Annotated in this window: 16 protein-coding genes; all 16 read left to right on the forward strand. The window is 73.8% G+C overall.

Annotated elements, in window-relative coordinates:
• The first annotated feature begins 15 nt into the window (after window positions 1–15).
• The 16 genes from ACGFI2_RS11850 to ACGFI2_RS11925 all read left to right on the forward strand — a co-directional run bounded on the left by ACGFI2_RS11850 (window position 16) and on the right by ACGFI2_RS11925 (window position 16,565).
• Window positions 16–1,578: a UDP-N-acetylmuramoyl-L-alanyl-D-glutamate--2,6-diaminopimelate ligase gene (locus ACGFI2_RS11850; protein ID WP_393514578.1), complete on the forward strand. Its 1,563-nt coding sequence runs from the start codon at window positions 16–18 to the stop codon at window positions 1,576–1,578.
• Entirely contained in the window at window positions 1,575–2,984 is a 1,410-nt protein-coding gene (murF, locus tag ACGFI2_RS11855) for a UDP-N-acetylmuramoyl-tripeptide--D-alanyl-D-alanine ligase (RefSeq protein ID WP_393514581.1), read from the forward strand. The genes ACGFI2_RS11850 and murF overlap by 4 nt, the downstream gene beginning before the upstream one ends.
• Window positions 2,981–4,105, forward strand: coding sequence for a phospho-N-acetylmuramoyl-pentapeptide-transferase (gene mraY / locus ACGFI2_RS11860; RefSeq protein ID WP_393514584.1), 1,125 nt, complete (start codon window positions 2,981–2,983; stop codon window positions 4,103–4,105). Before murF ends, mraY begins: the two co-directional genes overlap by 4 nt.
• A 237-nt stretch (window positions 4,106–4,342) precedes the next feature.
• Window positions 4,343–5,758, forward strand: coding sequence for an FtsW/RodA/SpoVE family cell cycle protein (locus ACGFI2_RS11865; RefSeq protein WP_393514984.1), 1,416 nt, complete (start codon window positions 4,343–4,345; stop codon window positions 5,756–5,758).
• Entirely contained in the window at window positions 5,758–6,864 is a 1,107-nt protein-coding gene (locus tag ACGFI2_RS11870) for a glycosyltransferase (protein ID WP_393514587.1), read from the forward strand. The genes ACGFI2_RS11865 and ACGFI2_RS11870 overlap by 1 nt, the downstream gene beginning before the upstream one ends.
• A gap of 31 nt (window positions 6,865–6,895) precedes the next feature.
• Window positions 6,896–8,377, forward strand: a complete 1,482-nt coding sequence (murC, locus tag ACGFI2_RS11875) for a UDP-N-acetylmuramate--L-alanine ligase (protein ID WP_393514590.1) — start codon at window positions 6,896–6,898, stop codon at window positions 8,375–8,377.
• Window positions 8,374–9,192, forward strand: coding sequence for a cell division protein FtsQ/DivIB (locus ACGFI2_RS11880; protein WP_393514593.1), 819 nt, complete (start codon window positions 8,374–8,376; stop codon window positions 9,190–9,192). Before murC ends, ACGFI2_RS11880 begins: the two co-directional genes overlap by 4 nt.
• 217 nt (window positions 9,193–9,409) lie before the next feature.
• On the forward strand, window positions 9,410–10,525 hold the full coding sequence (gene ftsZ, locus ACGFI2_RS11885) for a cell division protein FtsZ (protein ID WP_393514596.1): 1,116 nt from the start codon (window positions 9,410–9,412) through the stop codon (window positions 10,523–10,525).
• Window positions 10,526–10,534: 9 nt separating this feature from the next.
• Window positions 10,535–11,281 (forward strand): YggS family pyridoxal phosphate-dependent enzyme, encoded by a 747-nt coding sequence (locus ACGFI2_RS11890; RefSeq protein ID WP_393514599.1) that lies wholly within the window; start codon window positions 10,535–10,537, stop codon window positions 11,279–11,281.
• A 193-nt stretch (window positions 11,282–11,474) separates the two neighbouring features.
• Window positions 11,475–12,179, forward strand: coding sequence for a cell division protein SepF (locus ACGFI2_RS11895; RefSeq protein WP_393514602.1), 705 nt, complete (start codon window positions 11,475–11,477; stop codon window positions 12,177–12,179).
• A 29-nt stretch (window positions 12,180–12,208) separates the two neighbouring features.
• Window positions 12,209–12,514 carry a YggT family protein gene (locus ACGFI2_RS11900; protein ID WP_393514605.1) on the forward strand — a complete coding sequence of 102 codons (306 nt, stop codon included), beginning with the start codon at window positions 12,209–12,211 and terminating at the stop codon, window positions 12,512–12,514.
• Window positions 12,515–12,555: 41 nt separating this feature from the next.
• On the forward strand, window positions 12,556–13,365 hold the full coding sequence (locus ACGFI2_RS11905; protein ID WP_393514608.1) for a DivIVA domain-containing protein: 810 nt from the start codon (window positions 12,556–12,558) through the stop codon (window positions 13,363–13,365).
• Between the two features lie 73 nt (window positions 13,366–13,438).
• Window positions 13,439–14,086 (forward strand): hypothetical protein, encoded by a 648-nt coding sequence (locus ACGFI2_RS11910; RefSeq protein ID WP_393514611.1) that lies wholly within the window; start codon window positions 13,439–13,441, stop codon window positions 14,084–14,086.
• Between the two features lie 2 nt (window positions 14,087–14,088).
• On the forward strand, window positions 14,089–14,397 hold the full coding sequence (locus ACGFI2_RS11915) for a DUF167 domain-containing protein (protein ID WP_393514613.1): 309 nt from the start codon (window positions 14,089–14,091) through the stop codon (window positions 14,395–14,397).
• 22 nt (window positions 14,398–14,419) lie between these two features.
• Window positions 14,420–15,925 carry a potassium/proton antiporter gene (locus tag ACGFI2_RS11920; RefSeq protein ID WP_393514616.1) on the forward strand — a complete coding sequence of 502 codons (1,506 nt, stop codon included), beginning with the start codon at window positions 14,420–14,422 and terminating at the stop codon, window positions 15,923–15,925.
• 220 nt (window positions 15,926–16,145) lie between these two features.
• Window positions 16,146–16,565, forward strand: a complete 420-nt coding sequence (locus tag ACGFI2_RS11925) for a TraR/DksA C4-type zinc finger protein (protein ID WP_091268039.1) — start codon at window positions 16,146–16,148, stop codon at window positions 16,563–16,565.
• Window positions 16,566–16,617: the final 52 nt, after the last annotated feature.

Genomic DNA, 16,617 nt, shown 5'->3' on the forward strand with positions numbered 1-16,617 from the left:
ACCACCGGGGCGGCTGTGCGGTCGGAACCGGACGACCGGGTAGGGTCTGACGCCGTGCCCGGCAATCCACGTCCCGCCACCGTACTGCCCGTCCGGCTCGGCGACCTCGCCGCCCGGCTGGCCGTTCCGACACCGGAGGGGGCCGCCGAACTGGCCGTCAGCGGGGTCACCCACGCCAGCCAGGAGGTCCGCCCCGGCGACCTGTACGCGGCCCTGCCCGGCGCCCGCCGGCACGGCGCGGAGTTCGCCGCCGCCGCGGCCGCCGCCGGCGCGGTGGCCGTGCTGACCGACCCGGCCGGCGTGCCGCTGACCGAGGGCGCGGGCCTGCCCGTGCTGGTCGTCGACGACGCCCGGGGCGTGCTCGGCGAGGTGGCCGCCACGGTCTACGGCGACCCGACCGCCCAGCTGACCGTGATCGGGGTGACCGGCACCGCCGGGAAGACCTCCACCAGCTACCTGATCGAGTCCGGACTACGCGCCGCCGGGCTCACCACCGGCCTGATCGGCACCGTGGAGACCCGCCTCGGCGACCTGGTGGTGGACAGCGTCCGGACCACCCCGGAGGCCACCGACCTGCACGCCATGCTGGCGGTGGCCCGTGAGCGCGGGGTGGACGCCGTGGTCATGGAGGTGTCCAGCCACGCGCTCGCCATGGGTCGGGTCGGCGGCGTCCGGTTCGACGTCGGCGGCTACACCAACTTCGGCTCCGACCACCTCGACTTCCACGCCGACGAGGCGGACTACTTCGCCGCCAAGGCCCGGCTCTTCGACGGGCGCTGCCGGGTCGAGGTGCTCAACCACGACGACCCGGCGCTGCGCCCGCTGCGCCGGCCCGCGACGGTGACCTACTCGGCGGCCGGTGACCCGTCCGCCACCTGGTGGGCCGACCGGATCGACGGCGAGGGCTACGCGCAGCGCTTCACCCTGCACGGCCCGGACGCGCTGACGCTGCCCACCGGCGTGGCGCTGCCCGGCCGGCACAACGTCGCGAACGCGCTGCTTGCCGTCGCCACGCTGGTGGCCGCCGGGGTCGACCCGGTCACCGCGGCGGGCGGCGTGGCCGCCTGCGGCGGCGTGCCCGGCCGGCTTGAGCTGGTCAGCGGCGACGCCCCGGTGCGCGGCGTGGTCGACTACGCGCACAAGGCGAACGCGATCGAGGCGGTGCTGACCGCGCTGCGCGGCCTGACCGACGGCCGGCTGGTCTGCGTGGTGGGCGCCGGCGGCGACCGGGACCGGGGCAAGCGGCCGGTGATGGGCGGCGCGGCCGCCCGGGGCGCCGACGTGCTGCTGGTGACCGACGACAACCCGCGCACCGAGGACCCGGCCACGATCCGGGCCGAGGTGCTGGCCGGCGCGTACGCGGCCGCCGCACCCGCGCGCATCGTCGAGGTGCCCGGCCGGCGGGCGGCGATCGAGGAGGCGGTCCGGGTGGCCGAACCGGGTGACGTGGTGGCGGTGCTGGGCAAGGGACAGGAGCGCGGCCAGGAGATCGGCGGCGAGGTGCTGCCGTTCGACGACCGGGTGGAGCTGGCGACCGCGCTGCGCGCCCGCTTCGGCGATCTGGTGGGTCAGCGGTGATCCCGCTGACGCTGGCCGAGGTGGCCGAGGCGGTCGGCGGTCGGCTGGCCGGCGCCGACCCGGACGCCCGGGTCACCGGGACGGTGGAGTTCGACTCCCGCAAGGTGGCCCCCGGCGGCCTCTTCGTCGCGTTCCCGGGCGAGCGGGTGGACGGCCACGACTACGCGGCCGGCGCGGTGGACGCCGGCGCGGTGGCCGTGCTCGGCACCCGCGAGGTGCCGGGCGTGCCGATGGTGCTTGTCGACGACGCGCTCGACGCGATGGGCCGGCTGGCCCGCGCGGTGGTCGACCGGCTGCCCGCGCTGACCGTGATCGGGTTGACCGGCTCGTCCGGCAAGACCACCACCAAGGACCTGATCGCCCAGCTCGCGGTGCGACTCGGCCCGACCGTGGCGCCGCCCGGCTCGTTCAACAACGAGCTGGGGCACCCGTACACCGCGTTGCAGGCCACCCCGGAGACGCGCTTCCTGGTGATGGAGAAGGGCGCCCGCGGGGTGGGGCACATCCGCTACCTGTGCGACGTGGTGCCGCCGCGGATCTCGGTGGTGCTCAACGTCGGGGTGGCGCACCTCGGCGAGTTCGGCTCGGTGGAGACCATCGCGCTGGCCAAGGGGGAGCTGGTCGAGGCGCTGCCGGACGACGGGCTGGCGGTGCTGAACGCCGACGACCCCCGGGTCGACGCGATGGCGACCCGGACCTCCGCCCGGGTGATCCGGTACGGCGAGTCGGAGCGTGCCGACGTGCGCGCGGTGGACGTGACGCTGGACGGCCGGGGCCGGCCCTCGTACACGCTGGTGACGCCGGAGGGGCGGGTCCCGGTACGACTCGGGTTGACCGGACGGCACCAGGTGTCCAACTCGCTTGCCGCCGCGGCGGTCGCCCGCGAGCTGGGCCTGCCGCTGGCCGACCTGGCGGCCGCCCTGGGCGAGCTGGGCCTGGTCTCGACCCGGCGGATGGACGTCTTCGAGCGCCCCGACGGGGTGACCGTGATCGACGACTCGTACAACGCGAACCCGGCTTCCACCGGCGTGGCGCTGCGGGCGTTGGCCAGCATGCGGGGCGAGGGGCGTACCGTCGCGGTGCTCGGCTACATGGCCGAGCTGGGCGAGTTCGAACAGGAAGGGCATCAGCAGGTCGGCCGGCTCGCGGCCGAGTTGGGAGTGGACCGGCTGCTCGTGGTGGGCGAGCCGGCGGCGCCGATCCACGAGGGCGCGACAGCGGTAGGCAACTGGGGAGGAGAGTCGGTGCTGCTCACCGATCAGGCGGCGGCCGTCGAGGTGCTGCGGAGCGAGCTGCGTCCGTCAGACGTGGTGCTGGTGAAGGGCTCGCGGTACCGGACCTGGGAGGTGGCCGACGCGCTGCGCGCGGACGCCCGGGAGGCGGCGACGGAGGGCGGCGCCGCATGAGGGCGGTCATCGTCGCCATCGGGGTCGCGTTCCTGATCTCGCTGTTCTGCACCCCGATCGCGATCAAGGTGTTCACCCGGCTCAAGGCGGGCCAGCCGATCCGGGCCGAGGGCCCGGCCATGCACCAGACCAAGAAGGGCACGCCGACGATGGGCGGCGTGGTCTTCATCCTGGCCACGGTGATCGCGTACGTCGCCGGGCACCTGGCCCTGACCACGCTGCCGGACGCGCAGATCGCGCAGGTCGAGCCGACCATCACGGCGTTGGTGCTGCTGGGTCTGATGGTGTTCTCCGGCGCGGTCGGCTTCATCGACGACTTCCTCAAGGTCCGCAAGCGGCACAGCGGCGGCCTCAACAAGCGGGGCAAGCTGGCCGGGCAGATCCTGGTCGGCGCCGTCTTCGGCGCGGTGGCGGTCTACTTCCCGTCGAGCATGACCGACGTCCGGGGCAACGCGACGAACACCGAGACCGTGGGCAGCACGACGCTGAGCTTCATCCGGGACATCCCGGCGCTGGAGATCGGCAAGATCGGCGCGGTGATCGTCATCATCATGGTGGTGATGGCGGCGACCAACGGCGTCAACCTCACCGACGGTCTGGACGGTCTGGCCACCGGCGCCTCGGTGATGGTGCTGGCCGCGTACGCGTTGATCGCGTTCTGGCAGTACCGGCACTGGTGCGCGGACCCGAACTACACCGAGGCCTACTGCTACACGGTGCGCGATCCGCTGGAGATCGCGCTGATCGCCGGCGCGGCGGCCGGGGCCTGTGTCGGCTTCCTCTGGTGGAACACCTCGCCGGCGCGGATCTTCATGGGTGACACCGGCGCGCTCGGGCTGGGCGGCCTGATCGCCGGCATGGCGATGTCCACCCGCACGGTTCTGCTGCTGCCGATCCTGGGCGGCCTGTTCGTGATCGTCACGATGTCCGTGGTCATCCAGATCATCTCGTTCCGCACCACCGGCAAGCGGGTGTTCCGGATGTCGCCGCTGCAGCACCACTTCGAGCTGGCCGGCTGGAGCGAGGTCAACATCGTGGTCCGGTTCTGGATCATCGCCGGTATCGCGGTGGCCATCGCGCTGGGCCTGTTCTACAGCGAGTTCCTCGCCGCGGTGAGCTAGGTGTGAGGAGGGGCCCCTTTTCAACAGCCGTCTGTTGAAAAGGGGCCCCTCCTTCAGACCCGACACGCCGACCGGGCGGTTGCGCCACGGGCGGGCGGGTCGAGCCGCCATGATGGGCGGGTGGGGGAGGGACGAGACATCCAGGTCACCAGCGACCCGCCGGCTCGCCGCGCGCCCGCGGCCACGCCGACGGCCGATCCGCAGCCCGACGCGACCCGGTGGGACCCGGCCGGTGGGCTGGCCGCGCTGCGCGGCCTGCTGGCCCGGCCGCTGGCGTCGTACTACCTGCTGCTCTCCAGCGCCGGCCTGCTGCTGCTGATCGGCCTCACCATGGTCTTCTCCGCGACGAGCGTGCGCGACTACGTGCTGGAGGACGACGCGGCGGCCTCGCTGACCAAGCAGGCCGTGTTCGCGGTGATCGGCGTGGGCGCGTTCTGGGCCTGCCAGCGGCTGCCGGCGCGCACCTTCCGGGCGGTGAGCCGCCCGGCGCTCGGCGTGGCGGTGGCGCTGCTGCTCCTGCTCAACCTGCTGGTCGCGCTCCAGTCGCTGTTCAGCGTCAAGTCGATCGGGCCGCTGCGGGCGGAGTTGCTCTGGCTCTACCTCGGGCCGATCTCGCTCCAGCCGGTCGAGGTGGCCAAGTTCGCGCTGGTGCTGTGGGGCGCGCACGTGCTGGCCCGCAAGGGAGCCGCGCTGGGCTGGTGGCGGGAGCTGGCCACGCCGCTGTTCCCGGTGGTCGGTCTGCTCTTCGTGCTCGTCGGCTACAACGACCTGGGCAGCATGCTCTGCCTGATGGCGCTGGTGGTGGGCCTGCTGTGGGCGGCCGGCGTGCGGGGCCGGGTCTTCGCCTCGCTCTCCGCGATCGGCCTGGTCGGCATCGGCCTGCTGGTCGCGGTGGCCTCGCTCGGTGCCGGTTCCGGCTCCCGCGACGCGGACAACTACCGGCTGGGCCGGCTGACCATGTGGCTCGACCCGCCCTCGCCGAAGACCTGCTTCGACCAGGAGTTGGAGAACTGCTACCAGCTCATCCAGGCCCGCTACGCGATCGGCAACGGCGGCTGGTTCGGCGTCGGGCTGGGCCAGAGCAGCTTCAAGTACGGCTGGCTGCCCGAGGCGCACAACGACTTCATCTTCGCCATCGTCGCCGAGGAGCTGGGCGTGGTGGGCTGCACCGTGATCCTGGTGCTCTTCGCCGTGCTCGCCTACACCGGCATGCGGATCGCCCGCCGGGTGGAGGACCCGTTCCGCCGCCTCGCCGCCGCCGGCGTGACCGCCTGGCTGGTCGGTCAGGCCGTGATCAACATCGGCGGGGTGACCGGGTTGCTGCCGCTGACCGGCGTACCGCTGCCGTTCATCTCCGACGGCGGCAGCGCGCTGGTGGTGACGCTGGCCGCGATCGGCATGCTCGCCTCCTTCGCCCGTGCCGAGCCGGACGCGGCCCGGGCGCTGCACGCCCGTCCGCCGGCCCGATGGGTCCGACTAGTGTGGGCCCCGTTGCCGCCGCTTCCCGGCCGGCGCCGCCGACCGGCGCCGCCACCGGCGGACCGAGGGCCCGTGCCCCGGTCCCGCCAGCGTCGGCAGGACGATCAGGCCGCGGCCCGCGGCGTCCGGTCCGACCGGACACGCGCCGGCTCGGCGAGCGAGAGGAGACGCTGATGGGTCCGCTGCGTTCGGTGGTGCTCTGCGGAGGGGGTACGGGCGGGCACATCTACCCGCTGCTCGCCTTCGCCGACTGCCTGCGCCGACACGACCCGAGCGTCCGCATCACCTGCCTCGGCACCCCGAAGGGGCTGGAGAACGAGCTGATCCCGCCGGCCGGCTACGACCTGCGGCAGATCCCGGCCTATCAGCTGCCCCGGTCGGTCAACATGGGCCTGGTGCGCACCCCGGGCCGGATGTGGACGGCGGCCCGCGCGGCGGGCAAGGTGATCGACGAGGTCCAGGCCGACGCCGTGGTCGGCTTCGGCGGGTACGTCTCGGTGCCCGGTTACCTGGCCGCGTGGCGTCGCGACCTGCCGATCGTCATCCACGAGGTGAACGTGCCGCCGGGGGTGGCCAACCGGCTCGGCATGAAGTTCACCAAGAACGTCGCGGTGGGCTTCCCGCACCAGCCGGCGCAGGCCGAGGCGCTGCGCGACGCCCGGGTGGTCGGGGTGCCGCTGCGCCGCGGCATCGCCGGCCTGGACCGGGCGGCCCTGCGCGACGCCGCCCGGGCGCACTTCGGGCTCCGCCCGGACCTGCCGGTGCTCTTCGTGGCCGGCGGCTCGCAGGGCGCCCGGTCGATCAACCTGGCCGTCTCCGGCGCCGCCAAGGAGCTGGCCCGCAACGGCGTGCAGGTGTTGCACGTGATCGGCGCCCGCAACGAGCCGGTCTCCGTCCCCACCGACCTGCCGGTGCCGTACGTGACGCTGCCCTACCTGTCCGAGATGGAGCTCGGCTACGCGGCGGCCGACCTGATGCTGGGCCGCGGCGGCGCGATGACCTGCGCCGAGGTGGCCGCGATCGGCCTGCCCACGGTCTACGTGCCCTACCCGCACAGCAACCAGGAGCAGAAGCGCAACGCGCTGCCCGTGGTGGAGGCCGGCGGCGGGCTGCTCGTCGACGACGCCGAGGTGACCCCGGCCTGGGTGGAGCACACGGTGATCCCGCTGATCCGGGACCCGCAGCGGCTCTGGGCGATGAGCCACGCCGCGGCCGGCTACGGCCGCCGCGACGGCGACGTGGCCCTGCTGAACTTCGTCTACGAGGCGGTGGCCCGCTGATGGCGGGCGTCGCGACGGGAAGGTACCTGAGATGAACACCGCGCAGTTCACGCCCGCCGGCACGATGACCGCGGAGGACCTGGGCCGGATCCACCTGATCGGGGTGGGTGGGGTCGGGATGGCCGGGCTGGCCCGGCTCTTCCTCACCCGTGGCCTGCCGGTCTCCGGCAGTGAGCTGCGGGAGTGGCCGTCCCTGGCCGGCCTGCGGGCGCTGGGCGGGACGATCCACTCCAGTCACGAGGCGGCCAACCTCGACGGGGTGGACACGGTCGTCTACTCCACCGCCATCCCGCAGGACCACCTGGAGATGGTCGAGGCGCGCCGGCGGGGCCTGCGGGTGCTGCACCGCTCCGAGGCGCTCGCCGCCGCGATGACCGGCCGCCGCACGGTGGCGGTGGCCGGCACGCACGGCAAGACGTCCACCACGTCGATGGTCACCATGGTGCTCCAGCAGGCCGGCGCCGATCCGTCCTTCGTCATCGGCGGCGAGATCTCCGAGGTCGGCTCCGGCGCGCACCACGGCACCGGTGAGCACTTCGTGGTCGAGGCGGACGAGAGCGACCGTTCCTTCCTCATCTACCGCCCGTACCTGTCGATCATCACGAACGCCGAGGCGGACCACCTCAACACCTACGGCGACCTGGCCAACCTGGAGGCGGCGTTCGCCGAGTTCGCCCGCCTCACCGACCCGGACGGCTTCGTCATCACCTGCGCCGACGACGCCGGTGGACGGCGGCTGGCCGAGACGCTGCGGGCGGAGGGCCGTCGGGTCTGGACGTACGGCGAGTCCGCCGACGCGGACCTGCGGATGAGTGACGTGACCTCGTCGGCGCAGGGCGTGCGCTACCTGGCCGAGGTCGAGGGCCGGGCGCTGGGCGAGATCCGGCTGCCGGTCCCGGGCCGGCACATGGCGCTGAACAGCGCGGCGGCGGTGCTCGCCGCGTACCTGCTGGAGCTGCCGGTGGCGGCCGCGGAGGCCGCGCTCGCCGCGTTCCCCGGCGTGCGGCGGCGCTTCGAGCGCAAGGGCGTCGCCGACGGGGTGCTGGTCTACGACGAGTACGCCTACCACCCGACGTCGATGACGCTGGCCCTGCAGACGCTGCGCGAGGTGGCCGGCGACGGCCGGTTGATCGTGGTCTTCCAGCCCTACCGGCTCTACCGCACCCGTGACCTGCAGGCGGAGATCGCCGCCGCGCTCGGCATCGCCGACGAGCTGGTGCTGCTGGAGGTCTTCGGCCCCGGTGAGCCGCGCAAGCCCGGTGAGGGGTCGGCCGCGCTGGTCGAGGCGGTGCCGTTGCCCGCGGAGCGGAAGGTCTTCGTCGACTCGTGGGACGACGTGCCGGCCGAGGTGGCCGGCCGGGCCCGCGCCGGCGACGTGGTGGTGACCATGGGGGCCCCGCCGATCTCGTTGATGGGTGACCAGCTGCTGGACGCGCTGCTGGCGCGTACCGGTGGCGTCACGGCCCTGGGCGCTGGCGTCGGTCCGGACGGCGCGGCGACCACCGCCGGATGAGCCCCGGCCCGGCCCGCGGCCGCACCCCCGGCCAGGACGGCGGGGCGGGCCGGCGCAACCCGGTCCGGCGCTGGCAGCTGGTGCGGGCCGGCGCGGACGCCGTGCCGCCGTCGACCCGCCGTTTCATGGCGCGGGCCCGGCAGCGGCGGATGCGGGCCGCGTTGCCCTGGGCGGTGGCCGCGGCGGTGGTCGCGGTCGCCGCTCTGGTCGCCTGGACGATGCTCGGCACCGGCCTGTTCGGCGTCCGCGAGGTGCGGGTGGTCGGCGCTCGACTGGTCACGCCGGTGGAGATCCGGGACGCGGCGGCGGTGCCGGACGACACCCCGCTGGCCCGGGTGGACCTGGCCGCGACCGCCCGCCGAGTCGGCACGCTGCCGCCGGTGGCCCGGGCCACGGTGGAGCGGGACTGGCCGGGGGCGCTGGTGATCCGGGTGGTCGAGCGGGTGCCGGTGGCGGCGGTGCCGCAGGGTGGGCGGTTCGCCGTCGTCGACGCCGCCGGCGTGGTCTTCCAGCGTGCGGACCGGGCGCCCGCGGGGCTGCCGCTCGTCCGGGTCGCCGCGCCGGGCCCGGACGACCCGGGCACCCGGGCCGGGCTGACGGTGCTGGCCGCGCTCGGTGCGAAGCTGCGTGCCGAGCTGGTCGCGGTGGACGTGGCCGGGCTGGCCCGGATCACGCTGGTGCTGCGCGGCGACCGGCAGATCTTCTGGGGCGACGCCTCGCGCAGCGCGGACAAGTCCACGGTGGCCACCGCCCTGCTGCCGCGCGAGGCCGACCGGATCGACGTCAGCGCCCCGGACGTGGTCACGTTCCAGTGACCGGTCAGTCAGGGAGTGTCCGGTGTGTCGCCGGTCGCTCGGACGGCGACACGCCGGAAAGGGTCCTTGGCTCCTGGCGCGGCGGCGCATACGTTGCCCCGAAGAGATCAGTGGTTGACATAACTCTAAGCCTCTAGTAGAGGGTGAGGGTTCTCCTCTGGTCCGGCCAAGCCGTGTGGGGTCGGCCCATGCCAATCTCGAAGGGAAAGGACCGGAGATGACACCTCCGCACAACTACCTGGCGGTCATCAAGGTCGTCGGCATCGGGGGTGGCGGCGTGAACGCCGTCAACCGGATGATCGAGGTTGGGCTCAAGGGCGTCGAGTTCATCGCGATCAACACCGACGCGCAGGCGCTGCTGATGAGCGACGCGGACGTCAAGCTGGACGTGGGCCGGGAGCTGACCCGCGGGCTGGGCGCCGGCGCCAACCCGGACGTCGGCAAGAACGCCGCCGAGGACCACCGCGACGAGATCGAGGAGGTGCTCAAGGGCGCCGACATGGTCTTCGTCACCTGCGGCGAGGGTGGCGGCACCGGCACCGGCGGCGCGCCGGTGGTGGCGAACATCGCGCGCAAGCTCGGCGCGCTCACCATCGGCGTGGTCACCCGGCCGTTCTCGTTCGAGGGCAAGCGCCGGCAGGTGCAGGCCGAGACGGGCATCGAGGAACTGCGCAACCAGTGCGACACCCTCATCGTGATCCCGAACGACCGGCTGCTCGCCCTCGGCGACCGCAACATCTCGATGATGGACGCCTTCCGCACCGCGGACCAGGTGCTCCTCTCCGGTGTCCAGGGCATCACCGACCTGATCACCACGCCGGGTCTGATCAACCTGGACTTCGCCGACGTGAAGAGCGTGATGAGCGGCGCCGGCAGCGCGCTGATGGGCATCGGCAGCGCCCGCGGCGAGAACCGCGCGGTCGAGGCGGCCGAGGCGGCCATCTCCAGCCCGCTGCTGGAGCAGAGCATGGACGGCGCGCGGGGCGTGCTGCTCTCCATCGCCGGTGGCTCAGACCTCGGCCTGTTCGAGATCAACGACGCGGCGCAGCTGGTCACCGACGCGGCCCACCCGGATGCCAACATCATCTTCGGCGCGGTCATCGACGACGCGCTCGGCGACGAGGTGCGGGTGACCGTGATCGCGGCGGGCTTCGACGGGGGCACGCCGGCCTACAAGGCGGTCGAGCCGCCGCGCAAGAGCAACCAGAACCCGCCCACCCAGCCGAGCGCGCCGGTGAGCCCGCCGGCCACCATGCCGGCCCCGCAGCAGCCGTCGCGCCGGGTGCTCTTCGACGACGTCGACGTGCCCGACTTCCTCAAGAACGGGTCCTGAGCCGCGCCGATGACGGACTCACCCACCGTGGTGCGACCCGAGCGTCGTGCTGAACTCGCGGCCGGCCTGGCCCGGGTGCGGGCCCGGGTCGCCGACGCCTGTACGGCCGCCGGCCGGGACCCCGACGAGGTCACCCTGGTGGCGGTGACCAAGACCTACCCGGCCGCCGACGTGGTCGCGCTGGCCGGGCTCGGGGTCACCGACGTGGGGGAGAACCGGGACCAGGAGGCGGCGCCGAAGGCGGCGGCGGTGGCCGGCGCGGGAGCGGCGCCGCGCTGGCACTTCATCGGCCAGCTGCAGCGCAACAAGGCCCGTTCGGTCGTCCGGTACGCCGACGTGGTCCAGTCGGTGGACAGCGTCCGGCTGGCCGCCGCCCTGGACGCCGCCGCCTCCGACGTCCGGGATCGGCCGTTGGACGTGCTGGTGCAGGTGAGCATCGACGGTGACCCGGCCCGGGGCGGGGCGCTGCCGGGCGTGGCCGACCCGCAGCGGGGCCTGGACCTGGTGGCCGCGGCGGTCGCCGGGGCGGCCGGGCTGCGGCTGGCCGGCCTGATGGCGGTGGCCCCGCTGGGCGCGGAACCGGACCGGGCGTTCGCCCGGTTGGCCGAGGTGGCGGCGCGGCTGCGGGCCGACCATCCGGGTGCGACGGCGTTGTCGGCGGGGATGAGCGGCGACCTGGAGAGCGCGATCGCTCACGGCGCGACACATGTCCGCGTCGGCAGCGCGTTGCTCGGAATGCGCCCCACGCTGGGGTAGCCTGGCCGCGACGGAAGCAAATTACATCAGTGTTGTTCAGGACGGCGTTCCCCTGGCCGGGGGCCGTGGCGTGCGGGCCGCGAACCGCGCGTCAGGGGATTGCCGATCCGGTCCGGTGGGCATGATCGTCCACTCGTGATCAAGCGACACGGCACGGGGGCGCGTGCCGCACGGCGGACGGAAGGGCGCGGGGATGGGTGCACTGCGCAAGGCGGGGGTCTGGCTCGGTCTCGTCGAGGAGGACGACGAGCGGGCGTACGAGGACGGTGGCTACGACAAGGGTGGCTACCGTGACTCGCGCTACCGGTCGAGCCGGTACGCCGAGGAGTTCGCCGACGAGGACGACGAGGAGTCCGAGGAGCCGCCGGCACCCCGGACCCGGACCGGCGACCGGGGTCGGCTGTCCGAGCGCGCCACCAGCCGCGGGGTCGACACCGACCGGTCCGAGGCCGAGCGCCTCGACCGCCCGGAGCGCGCCGAGCGCGCCAGCGTGCGGTCGATCACCCGGTCCTCGGCCGGCGAGACGTCCGGCGCGCTGACCTACCACACCCGGGACAATCTCGCCCTGGCGCCGCAGGCCTCGCCGCGCGAGCGGGCGGTGGCCCCGGAGGACGAGCAGCGTTACCAGATCACCACGCTGCACCCGACCACCTACCGCGAGGCGCGGACCATCGGCGAGCACTTCCGGGACGGGGTGCCGGTGATCATCAACCTCACCGAGATGGACGAGGCGGACGCCCGCCGACTGGTCGACTTCGCCGCCGGGCTCGCGTTCGGGCTGCGCGGTACGATCGAGCGCGTGACCAACCGGGTGTTCCTGCTCTCACCGGCCAACGTCCAGGTCACCGCGGAGGACAAGGCCAAGATCGCTGAGGGCGGCTTTTTCAGTCTGAGCTAACCACGCACGACCGAGGGACGTCGCCTGCCGTGTTGTCGATCCTGTTCCAGGTGCTCTATCTGCTGCTCTACTTCTTCCTGCTTATCCTTTTGGCCCGATTTGTCCTCGGAGCCGTGCTGGCCTACGGTCGCCGGTGGCAACCGGGGCGGGGGGCATCGGCGGGACTGGAAGTCGTGTGGAGCGTCACTGATCCGCCCCTGCGCGCGTTGAGGCGTGTGATCCCACCACTGCGAATTGGTACCGTGAGCATCGACCTGGCTTCCCTTGTGCTCCTGGTTATCCTGTTCGTGCTGATGGAGTTCGTGTTACAGCGCCTGATCGTGGCGTTCGCCTGACCAGAGCGCTTTCGCGGCCGCAACTGACCCGAGGAGTTTCGATGCCGCTGACCCCGGCCGACGTCCACAACGTCGCCTTCAAAAAGCCGCCGATCGGCAAGCGGGGGTATGACGAGGAGGAGGTTGACGCCTTCCTGGACGAGGTCGAGCGTGAGCTGGCCCGTCTGATCGAGGAGAACAACGAGCTGCGCGCCCAGGTGGAGCGCGGCGGTCGGGGTGGCGCACCCGCCGGCCCCGGCGGCGACGCCCGGCTCGCGGCGGAGCTCAACGACGTCAAGGCCCAGCTCGACCGGGTGCAGCGCGACAAGGCGGCCGCCGAGCAGGCGGCCCGGGCGATGCAGTCGGAGCTGGAGCAGGTCCGCGCCCAGGGCGGCCCCGCGGGCGTGACCGGGGACGGCGAGCAGCAGGCGCTGCGCGTGCTGATGATGGCCCAGCGCACCGCCGACGACCACGTCTCCGACGCCCGGCGCGAGGCCGACAGCCTGCTCTCCGAGGCCCGGTCCAAGGCCGAGGAGGTCACCCGCGAGGCGCGGGCCAAGGCCGACGCCCTGGAGCGGGACGCCCGCCAGCGGCACCAGGAGGCCATGGGCGGCCTGGACGCCAAGCGCACCGCGCTGCAGAAGCACATCGAGGAGCTCAAGCAGTTCGAGCGCGAGTACCGCACCCGCCTCAAGGCCTACCTGGAGAGCCAGCTGCGTGACCTCGACGGTCGCGGCCAGGGCCTCGAGGTCGAGATGAACCGCGGCGCCGAGGGCACCCGTGCCGCCGGCGGCAGCAACGGCCTCGCCACCGCCGGCCTCGCCGGCTCCTACGGCGGCGGCCGCGGCGGCTCGCTCGAGTCCGGCCGCTGATCCCGCGTCGGTGGCCGTCCCGGTGACGGCCACCGACCCCACCAGACCGACACGACGCGGCCGGGGGTGAGCCGTGATAGCCGCCAGCTTCCTGCTCATCCTCGTCGCGGTCGTGCTGCTGGTGGTCGGGTTGGCCGGTGGGTCCAGCCCGTTGCTGATCGTCTCGATCGCGGCCAGCCTGCTGTCCGCCGTCGCCTTCATCGCGTTCGCCCGCCAGGCGGCCGCGACCCGGGCCGCGGCGGGTCGGGACGCCGGCCCGCGTTTCCGGACCGCACCCGCCGGCCCGTCCGAGGACGAGCCGGTGAGCCCGGTCCCGCACCACACGTCCACGGTCGGCGCCGGTGGACCCGGGTGGCGGCAACCGCCCGGGTCACCGGTGGCCGAGCCGTACTCGCCGGTGGCCGAGCCGTACTCGCCGGTGGCCGAGCCGTACTCGCCGGTGGCCGAGCCGGCGCCCACCTCGCCGGCGCCGGACGGCCCGTTCGACGGTGACCCGCCGGCCGAGTTCGTCTCCGCCGGGCAGGTGGCCCGGTTGGCGCGACTGTCCGACCAGGTCCGGGTGGTCGACGGCCACCCACGCTTCCACCTGGACGACTGCCCGCACCTGGTGGGCCGGCTGGACGAGCCGTTGCCGGTGGCCGAGGCGGTCGGGCTCGGGTTCACCCCGTGTGCCCACTGCGCCCCCGCCACCACTCTGCTCGGCGACGCGCGGCCCCGCTGACCATGACGCTCGCCGACGCCCCGCTCACCGTCGCGGTGCGCGTGAAGCCCGGCGCGGCCCGTGCCCGGGTCGGCGGCCGGTTCGACGGGCCGTACGGTCCCGCCCTGGTCGTCGCCGTGCACGCGCCGGCGGTGGACGGCCGGGCCACCGAGGCGGCCCGGCGGGCGCTGGCCGACGCGCTCGGCATCCGGCCGGCGGCGGTGTCGCTGCGCTCCGGCGCGGCCAGCCGGGACAAGCTCTTCCTGGTCAAGCGTCCGGCCGACGGGCTGCCCGAGGTGCTGCGTCGGTTGCGCGACGGCAGCGCCGGGTGACCGACCGGCGGGCCGCTCGGCGATGACCCCGGGGCTGAACCTCGCGTTGCTGGTGGGCGCCGCCGTGCTGCTGGTCGCGGTGGGCGCGGTGCGCTTCTCCACCCGGCTCGGCGTGCCCAGCCTGCTGGTCTACCTGGCGCTCGGCGTGCTCATCGGCGAGGCCGGCCTGGGCATCAGGTTCGACGACGTCGAGCTGACCCGGGTGCTCGGCTTCTGCGCGCTCATCGTGATCATCGCCGAGGGCGGGCTGAGCGCCCGGTGGAGCCTGCTGCGGCCGGTGCTCGGCCTGTCCGCCGCGCTCTCCACGGTGGGCGTGGTGGTCAGCATCGCGGTCGTCGGCGTGGTGGTGCATCTGCTGCTCGGCGTGGACTGGCGGCTGGCCCTGCTCTACGGCGCGGTGCTCTCCTCCACCGACGCCGCGGCGGTCTTCGCCACCCTGCGCCGGCTGCGCCTGCCGCCGCGCCTGGTGGCCACGTTGGAGGCCGAGTCCGGGATGAACGACGCCCCGGTGGTCCTGCTGGTGCTGTTGCTGTCCCGCGCCGGGGTGGAGGCCGCCCACGCCTGGTGGTACGAGGTGCTGCTGCTCGGCTACGAGCTGGGGGTCGGCGCGGCGGTGGGGGTGGGCGTGGGGCTGGCCGGGCGGTACGCGCTGCGCCAGGCCGCGCTGCCGTCGGCCGGCCTCTACCCGATCGCGGTGGTCGGTTTCACCGTCCTGGCGTACGCGGCCGGCTCGGCGCTGCACGCCTCGGGCTTCCTCGCGGTCTACGTGGCCGGGGTGCTGCTGGGCAACTCCCGCCTCCCGCACCGGCAGGCGATCCTCGGTTTCGCCGACGGGTTGGCCTGGTTGGCCCAGATCGGCCTGTTCGTGCTGTTGGGCCTGCTCGTCTCGCCGAGCCGGCTGGACGCCGCGGTGCTGCCGGCGGTGATCACCGGGCTGGCCCTGCTGCTGTTCGCCCGGCCGCTGTCGGTGGCGGTCTCCGCGTTGCTGTTCCGGGTCTCCCCGCGCGAGCAGCTCTTCCTCTCCTGGGCCGGGCTGCGCGGCGCGGTGCCGATCGTGCTGGCCACCATTCCGCTCTCGCTTCGGGTGCCGGGCGCGGACCGGCTCTTCGACGCGGTCTTCGTCCTGGTGGTGATCTTCACATTGCTCCAGGCCGGCACGCTCGCCCCGGCGGCCCGCCGGCTGGGGGTGACCGCGCCGGCGGAGGCGAGCGAGATCCTGCTGGAGACCGCCCCGCTGGAGCGGATGCGGGCCGACCTGCTCCAGTTGGAGGTGCCGTCCGGCTCCCGGTTGGCCGGGGTGCACGTGGACGAGCTGCGGTTGCCGGTCGGCGCCGTGGTCACGCTGGTGCTGCGCGACGGCGTCGGTTTCGTGCCCGGTCCGGACACCCGGCTGAAGGTGGGGGACAGCCTGCTCATCGTCGCCACGGCCGGGGTGCGGGACGCCGCCGAGCGCCGGTTGCGGGCGGTCAGCCGGCGGGGTCGCCTGGCCCGGTGGTTTGGGGAGTACGGCGAGGACCGGACCGGCTGATCTGCTAGCGTTCCCTTTGCCCCGATTGGTGGCAGTTGACGGCGGAAACACGGAGCGACGGTGCGGCACGTTGTCGGACGCCTGTACGTTCCGTATTCTTGCCAACCTCCGGAGTGCGCGGCGAGGTCGCCGCGTGCCCCGTTCCGTTCGCGGGGGACACGCCGCTGCCCCCTGCCCACGTACCGTTGACCGCCGCGCCACGCGGCTGAGGGAGCTGACGATGGCGAAGCCAGCCGACACCAGGACCGCCGGTCGCAAGCCGGTGGCGAAGGCCACCCGCAGCGCGGCGGAGACCGAGAAGATCCGGGCCGCGTTGGCGGCACGGCGGGACGAACTCAACGCCGAGTACGATCAGACGCTGAGCGAGATCACCGAGCTGCAGCGCGACCGGCTGACCGACTCGGCCGGGGACGACCAGGCCGACACCGGCACCAAGACGTTCGAGCGCGAGCAGGAGATCTCACTCGCCAACAGCATCAAGGAGCGGATCACGCAGGTCGAGCGCGCGCTGGAGCGGCTCGACGAGGGTGGCTACGGCTGGTGCGAGCGGTGCGGCAACCCGATCCCGGTGGAGCGGCTCGCCGCGTTCCCGTCGGCCACCCTCTGCGTGAGCTGCAAGCAGCTGGAGGAGCGGCGCTGACGTCCGTTCCCCGGCGGCCGAACGGCAGACGGTGACCGCCACCGTCGCGAGC

The sequence above is a fragment of the Micromonospora sp. NPDC049282 genome, from assembly GCF_043197045.1.
Taxonomy (GTDB): Bacteria; Actinomycetota; Actinomycetes; order Mycobacteriales; family Micromonosporaceae; genus Micromonospora.

Coding starts and splice junctions, on each gene's coding strand:
- mraY (WP_393514584.1), top strand. CDS start 2,981: ATGAGGGCGGTCATCGTCGCCATCGGGGTCGCGTTCCTGATCTCGCTG.
- ACGFI2_RS11870 (WP_393514587.1), top strand. CDS start 5,758: ATGGGTCCGCTGCGTTCGGTGGTGCTCTGCGGAGGGGGTACGGGCGGG.
- murC (WP_393514590.1), top strand. CDS start 6,896: ATGAACACCGCGCAGTTCACGCCCGCCGGCACGATGACCGCGGAGGAC.
- ACGFI2_RS11880 (WP_393514593.1), top strand. CDS start 8,374: ATGAGCCCCGGCCCGGCCCGCGGCCGCACCCCCGGCCAGGACGGCGGG.
- ftsZ (WP_393514596.1), top strand. CDS start 9,410: ATGACACCTCCGCACAACTACCTGGCGGTCATCAAGGTCGTCGGCATC.
- ACGFI2_RS11890 (WP_393514599.1), top strand. CDS start 10,535: ATGACGGACTCACCCACCGTGGTGCGACCCGAGCGTCGTGCTGAACTC.
- ACGFI2_RS11895 (WP_393514602.1), top strand. CDS start 11,475: ATGGGTGCACTGCGCAAGGCGGGGGTCTGGCTCGGTCTCGTCGAGGAG.
- ACGFI2_RS11905 (WP_393514608.1), top strand. CDS start 12,556: ATGCCGCTGACCCCGGCCGACGTCCACAACGTCGCCTTCAAAAAGCCG.
- ACGFI2_RS11915 (WP_393514613.1), top strand. CDS start 14,089: ATGACGCTCGCCGACGCCCCGCTCACCGTCGCGGTGCGCGTGAAGCCC.
- ACGFI2_RS11920 (WP_393514616.1), top strand. CDS start 14,420: ATGACCCCGGGGCTGAACCTCGCGTTGCTGGTGGGCGCCGCCGTGCTG.
- ACGFI2_RS11925 (WP_091268039.1), top strand. CDS start 16,146: ATGGCGAAGCCAGCCGACACCAGGACCGCCGGTCGCAAGCCGGTGGCG.